The 19,667-nt window shown below is 36.9% G+C and carries 12 protein-coding genes; 5 read left to right on the forward strand and 7 right to left on the reverse strand.

The window, feature by feature from the left end:
* Positions 1 to 98: 98 nt before the first annotated feature.
* The 3 genes from AN490_RS01435 to AN490_RS01445 all read right to left on the reverse strand — a co-directional run bounded on the left by AN490_RS01435 (position 99) and on the right by AN490_RS01445 (position 11,365).
* Complete coding sequence (locus AN490_RS01435) at positions 99 to 1,703, reverse strand: PfaD family polyunsaturated fatty acid/polyketide biosynthesis protein (protein ID WP_299999370.1); 1,605 nt, start codon at positions 1,701 to 1,703, stop codon at positions 99 to 101.
* 139 nt (positions 1,704 to 1,842) lie between these two features.
* Positions 1,843 to 4,527, reverse strand: coding sequence for a PfaB family protein (locus AN490_RS01440; protein ID WP_299999276.1), 2,685 nt, complete (start codon positions 4,525 to 4,527; stop codon positions 1,843 to 1,845).
* Between the two features lie 115 nt (positions 4,528 to 4,642).
* Entirely contained in the window at positions 4,643 to 11,365 is a 6,723-nt protein-coding gene (locus AN490_RS01445) for a type I polyketide synthase (protein ID WP_299999278.1), read from the reverse strand.
* A gap of 896 nt (positions 11,366 to 12,261) precedes the next feature.
* Between AN490_RS01445 and AN490_RS01450 the strand changes: the two genes are divergently transcribed.
* The 4 genes from AN490_RS01450 (at position 12,262) to AN490_RS01465 (ending at position 16,268) form a co-directional block, all read left to right on the forward strand.
* The gene (locus AN490_RS01450; RefSeq protein WP_015078582.1) at positions 12,262 to 12,591 is read left to right on the forward strand and encodes a hypothetical protein; all 330 of its coding nucleotides are present in this window, start codon (positions 12,262 to 12,264) and stop codon (positions 12,589 to 12,591) included.
* Positions 12,592 to 12,962: 371 nt separating this feature from the next.
* Positions 12,963 to 14,165, forward strand: coding sequence for an ABC exporter membrane fusion protein (locus AN490_RS01455; protein ID WP_299999280.1), 1,203 nt, complete (start codon positions 12,963 to 12,965; stop codon positions 14,163 to 14,165).
* 225 nt (positions 14,166 to 14,390) lie between these two features.
* Positions 14,391 to 15,566, forward strand: coding sequence for an ABC transporter permease DevC (gene devC / locus AN490_RS01460; RefSeq protein WP_299999282.1), 1,176 nt, complete (start codon positions 14,391 to 14,393; stop codon positions 15,564 to 15,566).
* 6 nt (positions 15,567 to 15,572) lie between these two features.
* Positions 15,573 to 16,268: a DevA family ABC transporter ATP-binding protein gene (locus AN490_RS01465; RefSeq protein ID WP_015078579.1), complete on the forward strand. Its 696-nt coding sequence runs from the start codon at positions 15,573 to 15,575 to the stop codon at positions 16,266 to 16,268.
* 42 nt (positions 16,269 to 16,310) lie between these two features.
* Here AN490_RS01465 and AN490_RS01470 read toward each other — a convergent pair whose 3' ends face one another.
* From AN490_RS01470 to AN490_RS01485, 4 genes are all read right to left on the reverse strand, one after another.
* On the reverse strand, positions 16,311 to 17,081 hold the full coding sequence (locus AN490_RS01470; RefSeq protein ID WP_299999287.1) for a glucosamine-6-phosphate deaminase: 771 nt from the start codon (positions 17,079 to 17,081) through the stop codon (positions 16,311 to 16,313).
* Positions 17,082 to 17,240: 159 nt separating this feature from the next.
* Complete coding sequence (gene petA, locus AN490_RS01475) at positions 17,241 to 18,242, reverse strand: cytochrome f (RefSeq protein WP_299999288.1); 1,002 nt, start codon at positions 18,240 to 18,242, stop codon at positions 17,241 to 17,243.
* 131 nt (positions 18,243 to 18,373) lie between these two features.
* Positions 18,374 to 18,913 carry a cytochrome b6-f complex iron-sulfur subunit gene (gene petC / locus AN490_RS01480; RefSeq protein ID WP_213800604.1) on the reverse strand — a complete coding sequence of 180 codons (540 nt, stop codon included), beginning with the start codon at positions 18,911 to 18,913 and terminating at the stop codon, positions 18,374 to 18,376.
* A 224-nt stretch (positions 18,914 to 19,137) separates the two neighbouring features.
* The gene (locus AN490_RS01485) at positions 19,138 to 19,311 is read right to left on the reverse strand and encodes a hypothetical protein (protein ID WP_299999292.1); all 174 of its coding nucleotides are present in this window, start codon (positions 19,309 to 19,311) and stop codon (positions 19,138 to 19,140) included.
* A 7-nt stretch (positions 19,312 to 19,318) separates the two neighbouring features.
* On the opposite strand from AN490_RS01485, the gene AN490_RS01490 reads away from it, so the two are divergent.
* Positions 19,319 to 19,627 carry a DUF3067 family protein gene (locus tag AN490_RS01490; protein ID WP_015078574.1) on the forward strand — a complete coding sequence of 103 codons (309 nt, stop codon included), beginning with the start codon at positions 19,319 to 19,321 and terminating at the stop codon, positions 19,625 to 19,627.
* Positions 19,628 to 19,667: the final 40 nt, after the last annotated feature.

Below are 19,667 nucleotides of genomic sequence, written 5' to 3' on the forward strand. Positions count from 1 at the left end.
GGAAAATTGTAGGTTGGGTTAAGGAACGTTCGTGCAGCGTGGCGTGGTGTTAGCCATAACCCAACGAAATTCTTGATAATGTTGGGTTTCGCTGTCGCTCAACCCAACCTACTTTGTGGATGATATTGGCTGAATTCTTCTGGCATTTGTAAGCCTTGAACTTTTAAGTTTTGAATACGATATAAATACGCTGCACCTGTCATAATTTGATCGGCTATATCAACTACTCGACGATTATTGATATCTGCTAAGTAAGAATGACGTACCCAATTATTAAAACTTCCCATTGCTGGGCCACACCAGATTTGATAATCAATTTCCCGACCTTTTTCTCCAGTATTTGACCACCGGGAAGATAGTCCTAAATACCAGCGAAATATTAATGCCATTTTTAATTTAGGATTATTAGCTGCTTTGCTTAATTTTTCTGGGTTACGTTGGGATAAATAAGTAGATGTTTCTTGCCAAATTTCGGCAATTGTTTTTCGGAGAATTTGTTTTTCTAACTTTTCTATTTCATCTGGAGGAATTTCGGCAAAGGAATTATAATTTCTGTATAATTCCCCTAGTTTTTGAGCGCGAAGGGGGAAAAGAGTTCCCCGTTTAAGAACTTGTAATTTGACTCCCATTTCAAACATATCTGCTGCGGGTGCCATCATGACATCAGTCATTTCTGCTTCAGCTAGGAGCTTTTTTGTATATTCAGAAGTCCCAGCTTCAAGGCAAGATTGATTAATAGAACCGGTGACAATATAAGCTGCACCCATCATTAAGGCTGCTAGTGCTGATTGGGGTGTGGAAATTCCCCCAGCTACCCCAATTCTTACAGGTTGTTTATAACAATATTTACGTTGAATTTCGTCTCTTAATTCTAAGATAGAAGGTAATAAACAAACCAAGGGGCGATTATCTGTATGTCCTCCTGAATCTGCTTCTACGGTAATATCATCAGCCATAGGAATCTTCGCGGCAAGATTAGCTTGCAATTCGCTAATTAATCCTTGTTCAACTAATTGGGTGAGGATTTTTGTGGGTGCAGGTTGGAGGAATTTAGTGGCAACTTCTCGACGGGAAACTTTGGCAATAATTTTATTTTTGATTTCAATGTCATTAGCTGAATTTAAACTTAGTCCAGCAGCCCGATAGTAGACGATATTATCACTCAAATCTAAGAATGCAGAGGCTTCAATTATTCTGACTTGATGCTGTAAATACAAATCAATTAAACGCCGTTCAATAGCAGGTTCGCTAGGACTATGAAGCAAGTTAAAAACATAAGATTTGTGATGCAAAGCTTGTTGAATTTTGTGAATTGCTGTTTCTATCCGGGAAGGAGATAAACCTCCTGCACCAAAGGAGCTTAAAATGTTGGCTTTTCCCAAGGTAATTACCATTTCTTCAGATGCAATACCTTGAGCCATTGCCCCAGTCATATAGGCATATTTTACGCCGTAGAACTCTAGAAAAGTTGGATCACCTAATTGATGAAATCCGATAGTAGGAACAGTTAAAAGCATTTCCAATTTCTGAGTTTTACCGTTAGCACTATATGATAAACTGCCTTCATTGCTAATGCCAATTTGTCCTTCTTTATTCAGAATATAACAAGGAGAATTTAAATTCATCAGTTTATTTTTAATATTTACTGCATCAAAAGACACAGTATTTAAATCGCCTTGCCATCCTTGATAATTGTTATTCATTGAAGGAGAAAATTTGAGTTGTTGTTGATATTTGTTTTCTAAATTAACCACGTTATTTAACCTCTAATCATCAATTTGAATGTTTTGGACAGGCAAGATGCCTATCCCACAATAGATTCACAAGAATTACTCTGTATTTCTACTTTTCTTTTCTAACTTGGGTCACCATTTTTTTGTACAAATCTAATTGCTGCTGGAGAAAGAGACTAAGTTGTTGAAGTGATGTTTGCCGGGACTTTAATAAAAATCCATGTGCTTTAGCCAGCCGGACATGATGATCATTTAAACTTTTATAATTAGGGGTGGATTTTATTTTGTGTTCATAATTTAATAAGGAAGTATCTGGAAAAGATGACTGATTTTCGCAAGCATTATCTTGATCCAATTTGATGTTGGGAAAAGAATATAAAGGTGATAAATCCAATTCAACTCGATGACTAAATAGCTTGGCTAAGGCTTTAATAATGGAGGTATGATCATCTACACCTCTTCTATTTAGAGATACAGCTAGATGTTCTTTGTCTTTGAGAATTTCGCTAATCCACCGACTACAGTTACTACCAACACCAACTTCAATAAAGATTCTGATATTGTCATTGTAGGCACGATTAACTAAGCGAGGAAAATCAAGTTGGTGACAAAGGGCTTTAGCAATATTTTTGCCTATTAAATTACTATCAATTTTCATGGGTGCGTATTCTGCCGCAGAGTAGAAAATTGTTTTTGAATTTGCTTGGCTAGGTAAGGTATTGATTTTTACTAATTCATCATATTCAGAGTGCATTGGTTCACAATGAATTACATGATTAATTGATGTTGGAAAAGCGTCACATTTTAATGTTTGAATAACTCTTTCACAAGCTTGAGTTTCACCAGCAATAATGACTTCTTCAGGTGTATTAATTAAAACGATATAAACCCGACTTTCATTTTTTAGAACTTCTTGGACTAGGGAAGAGGAACATATCAAAATATAGTTACTCCAAAATTCTTCGCTTTTACCTGCATGGATTAAAGGTAATCCCCAATGCTGACGAACTGCATTTTTTTGACCAGATAGCCGGGTTTTAAATAAAGGGGATGAATTCAAATAATCACTGGTACTTTTAAAGCTAGTCCAGACCCCTTGTGCTAACATCATGCTAGTTTCACCAAGGCTATATCCAAAAGCATGGGGGGACTGAATGCGAAAGTGATTTTTCAGCATTACTGTCATTAATCTCGCTAAACCAACTTCCCATTCCAGCATAGAAACTGGATCATTTATTAATTTTTGTTCTATAGTTTCTAGTTGTCTTTTTGATAATTTATTAATGCTGCGAGGATAGATAAATTTTTCAATGTCAGCGGCTCGATTATAAACGCTTTTAACGACAACATCATCATAGAGTTGAGGGAAAAGACGGAAAATATTTCGTCCCATTCCTATATAAGAAGTAAAAGAACCAGGATAAACAAAAGCAACATGACCTTTTTTTCCTTGGGGATTAACTGTAAAATAACTACCAAGAGGAGTTTGCCAATCTTTGCCAGTAGCAAAAGCAATTTTCACTCCCTGAATTGCCCTTTCAATTTCTCGTTTTAATTCTTCTGGATGTCGTGAAAGAATTGCTAAAGCGTAAGTTGATTGTTGATATTGCTGATATTTTTGGAAATAATCACTAGCAAGTTGTGATAGAGAAGAAACATCTGTGAGACTTTGTTGAAGTGCGGTAATTTGTGTTAATAAAGAAGCACGATCATCAGCCGCAATGGGAAATAAATAATAGGACATTTCTGCTAAATATTGACTACTGCGTTCTATCTGGCTGATTTCTTCTGACAAAATTAAATGTCCATAAATATTATCTTCTTCCATTATATTTACCGCAGCTATTCTTTTAGTCGCACCAGGTTCTAAAAACCAAGGTTTTGATTCTACGGCTACATAAAAGGGGCTTCCGTGCCAAATTTCTGGCTGTTTAGGATTGAACCATTGGGGAACACCGGGAATATAACGATAATATAAACAAAGTGCGGTTTTAATGAGGCTAAATATGCCCGCAGAGGCTTGTGTATTGCCAATATTTGCTTTCACACTACCCAAGGCACAACTCAGATTTTCTGCCCCTGTCTGATAAGCCGATATTAAACCTTGAATTTCCGCTATATCTGCGTTAGGAATCCCACTAGCAACAACTTCCAAATAACCAATATCTGCGGCATTAACATCTGCTATTTGAAACGCCTCTTGACAAGCTTGCTTAACAGTTTCTGGATGATTTGGAGCATCTTTCACTACACTCAAACCATCAATGACTGCATAGATGCAATGATTTCGTTGCTTGGCTGTTTCATACAGTTGTAATACTACTGCGGCAGCACCTGCTGTTTTTATGATACTCTGAGCTTTTTCGTCATAACTGAAAGCATATCCAGTCAGATTAATTTCTATCGGGTAATTCTTATCTATCCCGACAATTAAAACAGCCTCAACTTGTTGGGAAATTAATAATTTTTTACTGACATCCAAGGCTGATAAAAGCGAATTTTCTTCGGCAAAAAATGCTAATTCAGCAGAAATATAATTAGCTAATTTAGCAGAATTTTCTGTGGGAGAAATGATGATTAAAGCTATCTTTCTATCTGGTTGAATTTTAGCATCTTCCAGCGCAGAATTGATCACCTCTCGGCTTAAAGGAGTTTGCTGATAATTTTCAGATGTAACTGAATTTTGCTTACCTTCATAAATCAGACGTTCAAACTTATTTAATGTTGGTGAATTACTCACAAAACAATCCATACCGACAATTGCTAACTTTTGATTCCGTGCAATTGATTTCATTATGATTCTCCATTTTTCTTACAAACTAACTGAAACAGAGGACACAGAAAAAATATTTGCAGATAAATACACTCTTAATTCTCTCCGTGCCTCTGCATCTCTGCGTGAAAAAAATCTAATCTTTGACTATTTGTCGAGGTAAAATTGTTCCTTTAGCACCAATCATGCGATTATAAATTTGTCCTTGATGACCATAGGTAATCACATCTGTAACCACCGATGATTCTGTCTTTGATTGCACTTCACAAGTCACATAAAATGTCTCACCAAAAGGCACTTTTGCAAATTGTTCAAAGTTCTTGATTTCTGATGGTAAACATCCAACTTGATGAAAATGTTGTGTCCAAATCCAGAGAGAATGAATCTGGACATCTGCTATATAGGGATTGAATGTTTGCACTGGAAATTGTCCCTGTTGCTGTGCTGTGGGTTCTGGTAAGTAGCATTCAATCGTTATCTGACTAGGGCTGGTATTTAAAACTGATTTTACACCTTGAAAGGTGACTCCATGAAATAGGCTAGAAGCATTTACTTGATATAATTCTTGATTGGTTTTGAGGAGATTTTCATCCTGATTAAAGTTCAGGTTTCCATAATTAGGAGGTGTGGGGATTTCTCGTTTGAGAATTAGATTTGTGCTGAAATGATAGCGGACTTTTCCGTCTGATGTCTTACTACTAATTTTAGCAGAAAATTCTATTTTCTGATTTTCATGTTTCGCAAGTTCTTGAATTTCTAAAACATATTCATTTGTTGAGGTTTCATCAAAAACTATGCCTTTTAAAACTTTGAAATTGGGAGAACCGAAGGCTGTAAATCCAGGATAGAGTTGTTCACAAGCATTAGTCATCCATAATAACCCACAGGTGGCAGGAAGTACGGGACGACCGAGGATAACATGATCCTGTAAAAATGGGTTTTCTGCTAATGTTAATTGGCGGTTAATTCGATAGGTTTTTAACTCATTGGATAAGGTTGCAGGAACATAAATTAAGGGACTACCAATCACTAATTGAACTGTGTCTTGATCAGCAGTAGTTAGTTCATTAACTAATATTTGTGTTCCTGTTTCTACGGGAATAACTTCAATTCCTCTTTCTGTAAAAGCTTTCTTTAGTTCTGATGATACCATGCCACTTTCCCAGGGACCCCAGTTAATAGCCATGACATGACAATTGGGGTAATTATGTTTAATTAAATGGGCAGATTTGTTCAGGATTTCATTGGCTATGGCATAATCTGATTGTCCCACGTTGCCATAAAATCCCACCACGGAAGAAAACAAAACTAAATATTCCAATTGACTCGCTGGTACACACCGCAGAAGATTTTCTAAACCTTTAACTTTAGCTGCATAAACATTTTCAAAATCCTGAATTGATTTTTTTTCAATGCGTTTATCAGCTAAGTTTCCTGCACCATGAATTATGGCAGTTATCGCCCCAAAACGTTCAATTACATCTGCAAGTTTTGATTCTAGTAATACTGTGTCGGTAATATCTACACTCAGATATTCTGCTTTTCCTCCTGCTTGTTCAATGGCTTTAAGAGTATTTTGAATTTCTCGCTGTGAGGAAATTGCTTGATACTTTTTCTGTACCATTATTGGTGTGGCTTTTTCCCCTTGGGCTTGGAAATTTTCTAAAATTCGCTGTTTTAATTCTGCTTCATTTTCGCAATTTTCTGCCCAAACTGGTTCAGGTTCTGGACTGGAACGCCCTAAAAGAATAAATTTGCATTGATATTGCTGGGCGATTTTAATGACACATTGGGCTGTGATTCCTTTGGCACCACCACTAACTAGAAAAACTTGATCTTTGGTAATCTCTCTTTGAGAATTAGTAGTTGGTAATGGGCTGAAGTCTGCAATTAAAGTGACTCTTCCTTTTTTGCTATATCCTACTTCTTGAATTAACAAGTTTGAATCATGAATTTCCGCGAGGATATGTTTTACAGATGTTTCTGGATCTATTTCTGGATTTAAGTCAAGGGAACGACAAAATACATTTTCCCATTCTTGATTAATACTCTTGCTAAGTCCGAATAATCCTCCGGAAATTGCACTAAAATCATGGCTTTCTCCTAATCCAAATTCACCATCTAAACGCGCAACGTTAATAAAACAACTGCGGCCAAATTTTGCGGCTTTGTTGAGTGGTTCTTTCAGGTATTTAGCGATTAAGAAGACGTGACGCAGAATGGATTTATCTATGTCTAATGGTAATGGTGTTGCTGGGTGGAGATGAATAAATGCAGCTACAGTACCATAATTATCAGCAATCTGTTCTAACTGTTGTTGTAAATTTTCTTCATTCCAATCAGTTAAAACTACTCTATTGATTCCTTTATGAATATTTGAATCAATTCCAGGGAAACTTAAAACTACAGTTTTCCAACCTTTAGCTGTCAAACTTTCTGCTAATTTTTCAGTAGTAGAAGAACCATCATCAGTTATTAATATAATGTGGTTTTCAGGAAGAGAAAATTCTAAACTATCAGGTGTGGGAAGTTGCTGTAATTTGGCAATACTGCGGCGGATATTTGGCAGAAATGTGGTTGTTGTGATCTCTACTATTTCTTCAGTCAATAAATTAGAAATTCCCTGGGCTTGTTGCTGCATATAAGTGGCAATTTCGGACAAAGTTCTCAATTCTCCAATTTCTTCAAGGTTGGGTTTAGGTAAGTCGGGATATAGTTCTAATAAACCTCCTAAAATTTCTACCCGTTTGATAGAATCAATTCCCAAATCTGCTTCCATATCCATTGACAGTTCTAACATTTCTACTGGGTAGCCTGTTTTATCACTGACAACTGTTAACAGAATATCGCTTAAATCTGCGGGAATTTCTACTTCTGCTTTTTGTTCTTCAATTTCAGGTGTGGATGTGATTAATTCCGGTTGAGGAACTTCTACTAATACCTCTGTGGTAATAATTGCGGTTGATGTTTCTATCTGTTGATTTAAGACATCTGAAACTAAAGTTTGCATATATTCGGCAATTTGTTCCAAAGTTCTTAATTGTCCCAATTCTTCGGGGTTGGGTTTAGGTAAATCGGGATATATTTCTAATAAACCTCCTAAAATTTCGACTCGTTTGATAGAATCAATTCCTAAATCTGCTTCCATATCCATGGACAGTTCTAACATTTCTACTGGGTAGCCTGTTTTATCACTGACAACGTTTAGTAGAGTTTGACTAAGGGTGGCTTTATCTATATTTGGGATGATTTTTTCTTCACGCAGAGGCGCGGAGGCACAGAGAGGAAGAGGTGGAGATAAGTCTGTTTTTTCATCATTTTCTAAGTCTTGTTGAATTTGGGGAGAAAAAGTGGGTTGAGGATGATTTACATAATTGATGACTTTATTTTCTGAAGTCAGTAAATGAAAATGTTTTTGCAGAAGTTGAAAGTAATTTTGGGTATATTCATGTTGATATTTGAGATATTGTTCATGAATGCGGAGGGTATCACCTTGATGATCATGAAACCGCATCATGTTCTGTTCAGAATTGGAAATTGCTAATTGCTGAGTTTGAGATTGATGTTCTGTAGGTTCATTATTTCCCAATAATGAATACTGCTGCTGCATTAATTGAGAAAATGTCTTTGTGTATTCTGTTTGATTTTGCAAAGATTGTTCATGAACATGGATAATATCCCGTTGTTGCTGGCTAAATTCTGTGATGAAATTTTCTAAGCTGTGAATAACTTTTTCAGAATTTTGAGGGTGAATTTCTACTTGTTCTAATTTACCGTTGAGTGAAGTTGGAGGCTTTTCGTTACCCTGTGGTTGATGATTTTCGTTAATTGTTGGTTGGGAAGATATTACCCCTACATGATGACCATTTTCTAAGGCTTTCGCAAAGGCTTTTTGAGTTCTTTCGGTAATATTGGTACTATTTAACCGCACATTCAAAACTTTTTGTTGAGGAATTTCGGGAATTTTAGTTACGACTTGATAGGGATCTAAATTTTGCAAAGATAACCCAGCTACCTGCAATTGAACTATGGCTTGTCGAAGAGTTTTGTCGCTATTTTTGGTATGATTTGGATTTACAGCTATAGCTATATGGGGTTGATCATTTAAAATCTCTTTTACCAAATTGGTAAGCACATTTTTAGGTCCAAATTCCACAAAACAATAACCACCAGCAGCATAAATATTTTCAATTTCCTGCTGAAATAATACCTGATTGAACAATTGTTCTTTGAGGATTTTTTGGATAGCGTGGGGTTCTTGAGGATAACAGCCACCTGTAACATTAGTATAAACGGGAATTTGTGCTTCGTTGAAATTTACTTTTTCAACAGCTTGGGCAAAAGGTTTTTGAGCATGAGATACTAATGGTGTATGAAATGCGGCGGAAACTCCTAATAAAAAAGTAGTAAAGCCTTGTTTTTTGAGAATATCTTGGACTTGACTAATTTCCTCTTTCTTCCCAGCTAATACTATTTGGTGCTGAGAATTTTTATTAGCAACTGCTACCTGGGGAAACTTTTTAATTACTGCCGTTATCTGCTGAATATCTCCTTTAACAGCTAACATTCCTCCAGCATCAAAATTGGGATTTGCTGGTGCAGCCATAGCTTGTCCTCTAGCTTTTGCTAAGAACAAATAATCTTCTTCATTTAATACACCTGCAACCCACAAAGCTGTTAATTCACCAAAGCTATGACCAGCAACAAAATCAGGTTTAAATCCAGCTTGTTGCAAAATTTTATATAAACCCGCACTAAATACTCCAATTGCTGGTTGTGCATATTCAGTTTTTTGCAATGTTGCTAACTGAATTTGCTTTTGTGCTTCATCAAAAACAGGCTGAGGAAATACTACCGTTGACAAGGGCTGTAACCCGTCCTCACACAAAAGGCTATCCATGTGCGTATAGGTTTGGCGCAAGCAGGGAAAATTCATCACCAACTCCCGCCCCATTTCTAAGTATTGTGAACCTTGTCCAGAAAACAAAGCCACTACTTTACCTGTCGGATCTATCCCCTTTTGACGGTAGTAAATCCCTTGAGGATGTTCCCAGGATTCGGCTTCAGGCTTCTGTTTTAGCCCGGCAATCGCAATTTTCAGTAATTCCTCAGCTTGCGCTAAATCATTAGCTACAAAGCCCATTCTGGCATAATTAACGGGAATTTTCCTGGTTTGAGAATCAGTAATTAATTGTTGATAGTGTCTTTCTTTACCCTCAATCTGTAATTGTTGCTGGATTTGTTGACAACGAGATAACAACTCTGAAGGGGTGGGGGCAAATAGCAGTAAGGATTCTGGCCTATGGTGTAAACGGTAAGGGTGATGATGTTCATGCTCGTATTCTTCCAGGACAACGTGATAATTTGTACCACCAAAGCCAAAAGCACTGACTCCTGCCCTTCTTGGTTGGGTAGGATGACTTACCCAAGGTCTAGTTTCCGTATTTAAATAAAATGGGGAGTTCTCAATATTCAGTTTAGGATGGGGTTTACTGACATTGATCGTCGGTGGTAAGACTTTGTGGTGCAACGCTAAAGCCGCTTTGATGAGACTAGCTGCACCAGCCGCCGCCTTAGTATGTCCAATTTGAGATTTGACAGTTCCCAAAGCAATATGCTGTTTTTTCGGGTTATTTTCGCCAAAAACGCTGGTAATAGATGTAAATTCTGTAGGATCTCCTACCATCGTTCCCGTGCCATGTGCTTCGATTAATCCTACACTAGCAGGGGAAACACCTGCATCTATATAGGCACGAACCAAAGAACTAATTTGTCCTTCTGCGCGAGGTGCGTAAATACTTTTATACTTGCCATCGCTAGAACTACCCATCCCTTTAATGACTGCATAGATGCGATCGCCATCTCGTTGGGCATCTTCTAGGCGTTTAAGTACCAGCATTCCCACGCCTTCTCCTAATAGCATTCCATCTGCATTAGTATCAAAGGGTCTTACCTTTTCTCCAGGGGAAACAGCAGGGGTTTTACTGAAGCACATATAGGCGAAAATTGAGTTATCCGTATCCACTCCGCCAGTTATCATCATGTCGGCGCGATGTTCTACCAACTCGCTAATAGCCATTCTTAATGCACCTAGCGAACTCGCACAGGCTGCATCAACTACGCAATTCATTCCGCCCAAATCCAGACGGTTGGCGATACGTCCAGAAATCACATTAGCTAACATTCCGGGGAAGGCATTTTCGTCCCATTGCACATATCCACTTTTGAGTTTTTCAATAATTTTCTGGCTATCTTCATCTGATAAACCACTATTTTTGAGAACTTTTTTCCAAAGTGGATCTTGCAATCTTGCACCTAAAGGAACAGCCAATTGTCTACCAATTGCTACTCCTAATATTACTCCTGTTCGTTCGTGATTAAATTGGCGAGATGTCCCATAACCAGCATCTTCTAATGCCTCTTTTGCCACTACCAAACCGAGTAATTGAGAAATATCTGTCACCTCCAAAATATTAGGAGGTAAGCCAAATTCCATGGGATTAAAATCAATATCTGGTAAAAAACCACCCCGTTTACAATAGGTTTTATCCGCTGCTTTGGGGTCAGGATCATAATAATCATCTATTTGCCAACGGGAAGCCGGAACATCAGTAATACAATCCACTTTCTGAATAATATTTTCCCAGTATTCCTGTAAATTCTTCGCCTGGGGAAAAATAGAAGCCATCCCAACAATTGCTACATTAGTTGTTCGCAATTTAGCATTAATTTCATTTTTCATCTTTGTGGTATCAGGCATATTTTTTTTAACCTTTATCATCTTGAGTACAGACTTTTCACAGTTACTAATTTCAGATTGCAACTGTGCAAAAGCAGCTTCAAATTTGGAAGCAGCCATGATCATATTTCCCTCTTTTGATCGAGCAATATAGAGGTGAATAGCAGCTTGTTTTTTGACTAAATTAAACTAAGCTAGAATTGATTTTCATTCTTAAAAGTATTGAAATCTGAACTCGACATAAATTATTGATAAATATTGTGGCGATTAAATATGAAATAGTCTGATTAATCCTCCAGACTATAAATTAAATTTTCGCCTATATTAATCTGAGTTTGGTGACAACCCTATTGCAACTCATAAGCAACTTACGTGCAACTTTATAAAAGTCTTGCAGATGTAAAATTGATAGAGTCGTCGCAGAAATATCTTTGCTTATCCAATACACTAATTATTATCTAAGTTTTAGCCATTTTGACAAAAGTTGCATAGAGATTGCATATTATTAGTTCCAACTTATTGAAAACTTTATTTTACAATAACTAAGAATAACAAATTCTCTGGATAGAAATAGAATGTGCAATATGTAATTATTGTTCATTAGTGTCTAATGCTAAATAGTTATTTTTTACATCTATCTCCAGAAATATTTTTTCACCTTTGTAAAATAAGTCACTATTAAATATATCTAAGGAGTTAAAAATATATTTTTTCATCAACTTAAGTCCTAAATTTGAGATAATGCAAAATTAGTAATCCTTTATTTAAAGAATTAAAAATCCGAGGCTTGCAATTTTTACAAATCCCAGATAGTGCGATCAACAAGGTCTATGAAACAATATGTTGCATATAGGTTGAAATTCCCAAAAAATAAGTTTACTCTAAATTATTAAATCAGGGAAGTTTAGACTGTGAATTTCAAACAGTCTTCGAGCATAAAATTAGTCAATTAAACGTTATTGCATTATTTGGCTTCTGCAATATTGGAATTACAAAAACTACAAGGAATTGCTGGCATGAGACTATCTGAATTAGATCCACTCATCCCGCTGAATGAGTTACGAGAACAACTCCTCAAATTACCAAAAGGTTACTCATTTCATGAAGATGAATTAGTAGATTTTCTATCACGGAGAAGATGGCCTGAAAGCAATCGTCGAATTGATAGAACCACATTCTGGCGGTGGCGGAATGACAACGCTATTGAACATCAAAAAATCTTCAGTCGCTTGGATCTTCTCAAACTTTGTCAAATTTGTGATCATTATCGAGTAGACGGAACCCGCAGCGAATATTTGGCAATCATGCGGAAGAAAAAAGAGAAAGAGGTTGTGTTAAATAAATAAAATTTTGATCATGGTAATTGGTAATAGTCAGCAACTAATTACCAATTACCTGGCAGAATTTTAGTATTTAAGTATTTTATGTAACTTTCCATTTAGTCAACCAAAGTAAAGAATTTTTGATTAGTTGTATTTTGTTGGATATTAAGGTTATCAATTAATCCAGGTTAGTTAATTATGTAGGTTGGGTTGACGGCAGGAAACCCAACAAAATGATTGATAATGTTGGGTGGTGCTGTCACTTAACCCAACCTACTTTTTTCTTAACTGAACCAGATAAGGTTATCAAGAGATGCTATCAAGTGTAATGGCTTTTCTGTCTCTAATTTAGAGTCAGAAATATTGTCATATTTCCTAATTTAAAAGACAAAATTATGGTACACAAAGAAAAGCACTCATTCACAAAACCTATGAGTTTGTGGCCGATAATGTTAGGAAGTGCTGGAGTTATAGCTACTAGCATAATATCTATCTATAGCCTTTCATATTTTCAGAAAACGTCTAAATCATCCCCGACCATATCTTCTACTTCTCCCATTTCAGCCCCTACTATTACTGCTGTTGCTGCTTTAGGACGTTTAGAACCCCAAGGAGAAGTAATTCGTCTCTCCGCACCTAATTCTCAAACAGGGATAAGAGTTAATCAACTCCTAGTTAAAAAAGGAGATAAAATTCGTCAAGGACAATTAGTAGCAATTCTTGATAATTATATACCTAATCTTGCAGCTTTAGAAAAAGCAAACCGACAAGTAGAAGTTAGTCGAGCGAATCTTCAACAAGTAGAAGCAGGGGCAAAAGGAGGGGATATTTCAGCCCAAAAAGCCACAATTTCTCGTTTAGAAGCTGATTTACGAGGATCAGTTTCTACTCAAAAAGCTACAATTTCTCGTTTAGAAGCTGAACTAAAAAATTCAGAAACCGAAAATCAACGCTATCAGAAATTATATCAAGATGGTGCTATTTCTGCTTCTGATGCAGATACTAAAAGATTACGCAGGGATACTGTGCAAGAACAACTTAATGAAGCTAATGCTAGTCTAAAACGAACTATAGAAACTTTGCAAAAACAGTTAACTGAATCTCAAGCTAGACTTAATAGTATTGCCGAAATTCGCCCCACAGATGTGCAACTAGCTCAAGCAAATGTAAAAAGTGCTATAGCATCTGTTCAACAAGCTCAAGCCGAGCTAAATTTAAGTTCTATCCGTTCCCCTATTGATGCTCAAGTTCTAAAAATTAATACTTGGCCAGGAGAAATAATTGGCAATAAAGGCATAGTAGAACTAGGACAAACTCAACAAATGTATGTAGTTGCAGAAGTCTACGAAACTGATATTAAAAAAGTTCGTTTAGGTCAATCAGTAACTATCACCAGTGAGGCTTTTAGCGGAAAATTAAAGGGAACTGTCACAGATATTGGTTTACAAATTGGTAGACAAAATATCTTCAATACTAATCCCGGTTCAGATACAGATAACAAAATAGTTGATGTGAAAATTCGCATTGACAACTCGGCAGATAATCAACGAGTTTCTAGTTTAACTAATTTACAGGTACAGGCACTTATTAAAATATAACAAAGTCTGAACTATGATTTGTCTGATTAATTTGATTTGGATGATTTATACAGCGATTTCCGCTCTTATGAGGTACAAAGTTGAATCATGAAACTCTTGTAGTGCGGGCATCTTGCCCGCTAGATATGTACCTCATAACACCGGGAAATACATCATAGTCCCCTCCTCGCTTGCGGTGAGGGGGTTGAGGTGGGGTGCATTTATATAAGGAATAGGAGGTAAAACATGATTTTAAATATACCTTTGCCTTGGCTACAATTGATAAAACAAAAAGTGCGCTTCTTTGTAGCATTGGCTGGGATTGCTTTTATTTCTGTGTTGATGTTTATGCAAATTGGGTTTCAGGATGCTCTTTATTCTAGTGCTACTCAAGTCCATAAACACCTGCGAGGTGATTTGTTTTTAATTAGTTCCCAATATAAATCTTTGACTTCTACTCAAAGCTTTCCTCGTAGTCGTTTATATCAAATATTAGGTTTTAACGGCATAGAATCTGTTGAACCTTTATATGTCCAATTTGCTAAACTCAAAAATCCCATTAATGGCCGCAAATATCCTATTTACGTTCTAGGATTTGATCCGGTAAAATCTATCTTTAGATTACCAGAAGTAGATCAAGATTTTCAATTACTAAAAATTCCTGATCAAGTATTTTTTGACCGCGCAGCCCGGCCAGAATTTGGACCAATTGCTGAATATTTTCAAAAAAATCAACCTATAGGTATGGAAATATTTAGTTATTTGGGAACTATTGGTTATAAAGTTAAAGTTAGTGGTTTATTTACTCTTGGTCCTTCCTTTGGTGTGGATGGTAATTTAATAGTCAGTTCTTCTACTTTTTTTAAAATCTTTCCAGAACATAGATCAAATCAAATAGATATAGGCTTAATTCATCTAAAACCTAATGTTAACCCCCAAACAATTCTCACAACTTTATCTAATAGTTTACCAAAAGATGTCACGGTAATGACACGCCAAGAATTTATTGACTTTGAAAAAAGCTATTGGACATTAAGAACACCAATTGGATTTGTATTTAATTTAATGGTAATGATGGGTTTTGTGGTTGGTGTAATTGTTGTTTATCAAATCCTTTATAGTAATATATCAACTCATTTTGTCCAATTTGCGACACTTAAAGCTATGGGATTTAGAAATAAATATCTTTTAAATGTCGTATTTCAGCAAGCTATAATTTTAGCTGTCTTGGGTTTTATTCCCGGTTTTGCTATCTCTCTAGGACTATATGATATTGCTAAAGATGCAACTAAATTACCAATTGTTATGGATTTAAGTAAGGGATTATTAGTATTCACTTCTGTGATTATTATGTGCTTAACTTCTGGTTTCTTTTCTACCAATAAACTCCGTAAAGTAGATCCAGCAGAAATCTTTAATTAACTAATAATGCAATATTTACCTGATGCCAATATTTTGAAAATCACAAACCTTAATCATTACTTTGGTCATAGTAAATTACGAACTCAAACTTTGTTTGATATTAATTTAACTATCAAAGCTGGAGAAATTGTGATTATGACTGGACCATCTGGTTCAGGAAAAACTACTTTATTAACATTAATTGGCGGTTTGCGTTCTGTCCAAGAGGGAAGTTTAAAATTTAATGGACAGGAATTATTAGGTGCTAGTAATGAAGAATTAGTCCAGGTACGGCGACAAATTGGCTATATTTTTCAAGCTCATAATTTACTAGATTTCCTCACAGCTATGCAAAATGTGCAAATGTCTTTGGAATTACAACGCAATATTTCTCAATGGGAATCTTATATCCAATCAGAAACAATGCTCCAGGCTGTGAAATTGGGAGATAGAATTAATTATTATCCCTCTGATCTTTCCGGGGGACAAAAGCAACGAGTAGCCATTGCGCGGGCTTTGGTGAGTCATCCTAAGTTAGTCTTAGCTGATGAACCTACGGCGGCTTTAGATAGTAAATCAGGAAGAGATGTGGTTAATTTAATGCAGCAATTAGCAAAAGAACAAGATTGCACCATTTTAATTGTTACCCACGATAACCGAATTTTAGATATTGCTGACAGAATCATTAATATGGAAGATGGTTATTTAATCCAACATGATTGATTTATTTAGATTCCCAACTTCTTAAAGAAGTCGGGGATCTAGTTATAGTAAACTAGCAGAATTAACATCTAAAAATAAAGTAGCTTGGGGTTGTTGACGTAAAATAGAAGCTGGACAATTAGTAGTGATATTTCCTGTTAACAGAGTTTTAACTACTTGGGCTTTTCTGGTTGCTGGTGCTAAACAAATTATTTTTTTAGCGTGACAAATCATGGGAATAGTTACAGTAAATGCGTATTGAGGAACATCTGCTAAATTGGCAAAATATGCTGTATTTACTTGTTGTTGACGGTTAACATCATCCAGTTTGACAAGTTTAACTTTAGCAGGATCTTGAAAATCTGCCACCGCTGGATCATTAAATGCTAAATGTCCATTTTCCCCAATACCTAAAAAACATAGGTCAATAGGTTGATTTTCTAAGAGTCGAGTATAGCGATCGCACTCAGCTATTGGTTGTAATGTATCCCCTGCTATATAATAAAATTGTTGGGGACACACCTTTTCTTCGACCCGTTCCCGCAAATAACGACGAAAACTAGCAGGATGATCGGATGTAATTCCCAAATATTCATCTAAATGAAATAAAATTATCCGTGACCAATCTATTCCCTCTAAAGCAATTAAAGCCTCCAAAAATCGAATTTGGGAATTTCCCGTAGCTAATAAAATCGCAACTGTATCCTGTTTATCAAGCAGATTTTGTAAATATTGATGTGTGATTTTAGCCACACTTTCTGACATTTCCATTTCAGAAGCATAAACCTCTACCAATAGATGATCAACATAAAAAGATTTGCTAGGTTCTATCATTTGTTTACTCCCAATTACTAATTATCAATTATAAAAAAAGACAGGCAAAAAGCCTGTCAAATAGCTGATGATTTAGCAAAGAATTTGTCAGTATCCTCAACCCTGATTGTTGTAATCAATCAAATCAATCAAATCAATCACACAAATCATAGTTATGATTTAGAAATTCATTTCCGCAGCTTGAACTTTTTCTACTTGTTTCTTCTTGAGAACTAGCATTACTTGTGCCAACATCACCAAACAGATAAAAGCAACCAACCATGCAACTCTAGAAGAATCTTGCAAAACAATTTCTGCATCTTTTTGACCAAAACCACCAACATTGGGGTTGTTAGTCAAAGCATCACTAATTGCAACTACTTGTCCTTCAGTGACAATTAGTTCAGGACCAGCAGGAACTGTATCTGTAACAACATCACCAGTTGCAGTTGTGATACTAATTAGATTCTTAACGTTACCGTCCTCATCTTCTGTTTTAGCAATTTTGCTAATTGTACCGGCAGCAGAAGCGTTGAATGCGTTATTATTGCTCTTTTCACCTGTGGGGTAAACTTGTCCACGTCCACGATTACCGCCTACATGAACAGAGTATTTGCCAAAGTGGATATTTTTGTCTGTAGCGGGGTTAGGAGAAAGAATAGGGAAGACAATTTCTTGATATTCTTCACCAGGTAATGGACCAACAATGACAACATTATCTGTACTGTCGTTGTAAGGAGTGAATGTCATATCACCCACTTCTGCCTTGAGTTCTTCAGAAATGCGATCTTCTGGGGCAATCTTGAAGCCTTGAGGCAACATTAATACAGCACCAACATTTAAGCCCACCTTAGAACCATCAGCACCCACTTGTTGCACAGTGGCATCGTAGGGAATCTTGACAACGGCTTTAAATACAGTGTCAGGAAGCACAGATTGAGGAATTTCCACTTCTGTGGGTTTAGCTGCTAGGTGACAGTTAGCGCAAACAATTCGACCCGTTGCTTCGCGGGGGGTTGCAGGAGCGGTTTCTTGCGCCCAGAAAGGATAGGCAGCAGCAGTTTGTGGGACGGCTATATCGCTAGTGAAGAAAAAAGTCACAGTAGCGATCGCTATAAGCAATGTATTAACCATTGCTTTAGCAGTGCGAGTTAACCTCGCAGGTGTAAGGGCATTTCTCATCTCTATAAAGTCATTTGTCAGTGGTCAGTTGTCAGTTGTCAGTTGTCAGTTGTCATTGGTCAGTAGTCAGTAGTCAAGAGTTGATTAAAAGCCCTAGATTGTTGACTTGAGACTAATAACTTTTGCACTATTTAAGCCCACCAAGCGGCATCCCCAGTGCGGAAATCGGTTTCTGTCCAAGGTGTTAACAGAATTTTGTCGTCTGCCACTTTGGCATGGGCTAGAGGCAAGGATTTTGGTGCAGGACCGCGAATTACTTTACCAGTAGCGTCATATTGTGAACCATGACAAGGGCATTTAAACTTATTTTCAGCCACATTCCAAGGGACAACACAACCTAAGTGGGTACAAATAGCATTAATCCCGTAGTCAGCGATCGCTTCTTTACTTTCCACTACAATATAGGTAGGATCTCCCTTGAGTCCTTGTACCAAACTGCGACCGCCCACATTATGGCTGTCTAGAAATTGACTAACACTAACATCATTACCCAATTCATTCTTGGCTACTGTACCGCCACCAGCACCACCGCTAGCAGGAGGAATAAAGTAGCTAACAACAGGGTACAATGCACCCAACGCCACCCCGGTAACAGTCCCAAAAGTGAGCAGGTTCATAAACTGACGACGACCCATATCGGGAACATCTGTGATTTCTGAAAATTGAGCCATAATCTCCGCGCTGTTTGTGTAATTTATTAATCATTTTGACAAGAGTACCAGCACAAGAGCCACTCTTATCTGAATCGAAATCATAACGCTCACAGCGATACCCTAATTCTCAGTTGCAAGACATAGTGAGCATCTTTATCTGTTAGCATTACATTTCTTTATATCCTTATCATACTGGAGTCACGGAACTTAATATCATAACTAAATGTAAAATCTAGATAAGCTCAGGGAATAGGGAACAGAAGGAAACTTCTTAACAACTGACAACGGACAACTGACAACTGTACGGGCGAAGCATTTGGAGAACTATTTTTGGCAATGATCGATAATTTATCTTCCAAATGCTTCGCCCCTACTAACAACGGAGAACGGACAACGGACAACGGACAACGGACCAAAATTGCTATGACTGGAAAGGAATTACGCCAACTGTTGATTGATAAATGGGGACAACCTTATGATGTCCAGTTTCGCCGCACCCAGGGCAAAATATTCCTGCAAATCATGTGGAAATATTTTGGACAAGCCTCTTTCCCTTTAAGCGAAACAGATTACCAAGATCATCTTGACAGCATTGCTAATTATCTCAATGCCTTAGGGGGAATACAACAAGTACAAACTTTCATTCTAGAAACCAAAGAGCGTCCCCGTCTTGGTAAAGCAGTTAGCATTCCCCTTGACTTAGGTGAACGCGCATCTGAATGGATTGTTTAAAAATCAGGCAATAAGTAGGTTGGCGTTAAAAATTGTCGTT

Origin of the sequence: Anabaena sp. AL09 (assembly GCF_001672255.1) — a bacterium.
Classification (GTDB): Bacteria; Cyanobacteriota; Cyanobacteriia; order Cyanobacteriales; family Nostocaceae; genus Dolichospermum; species Dolichospermum lemmermannii.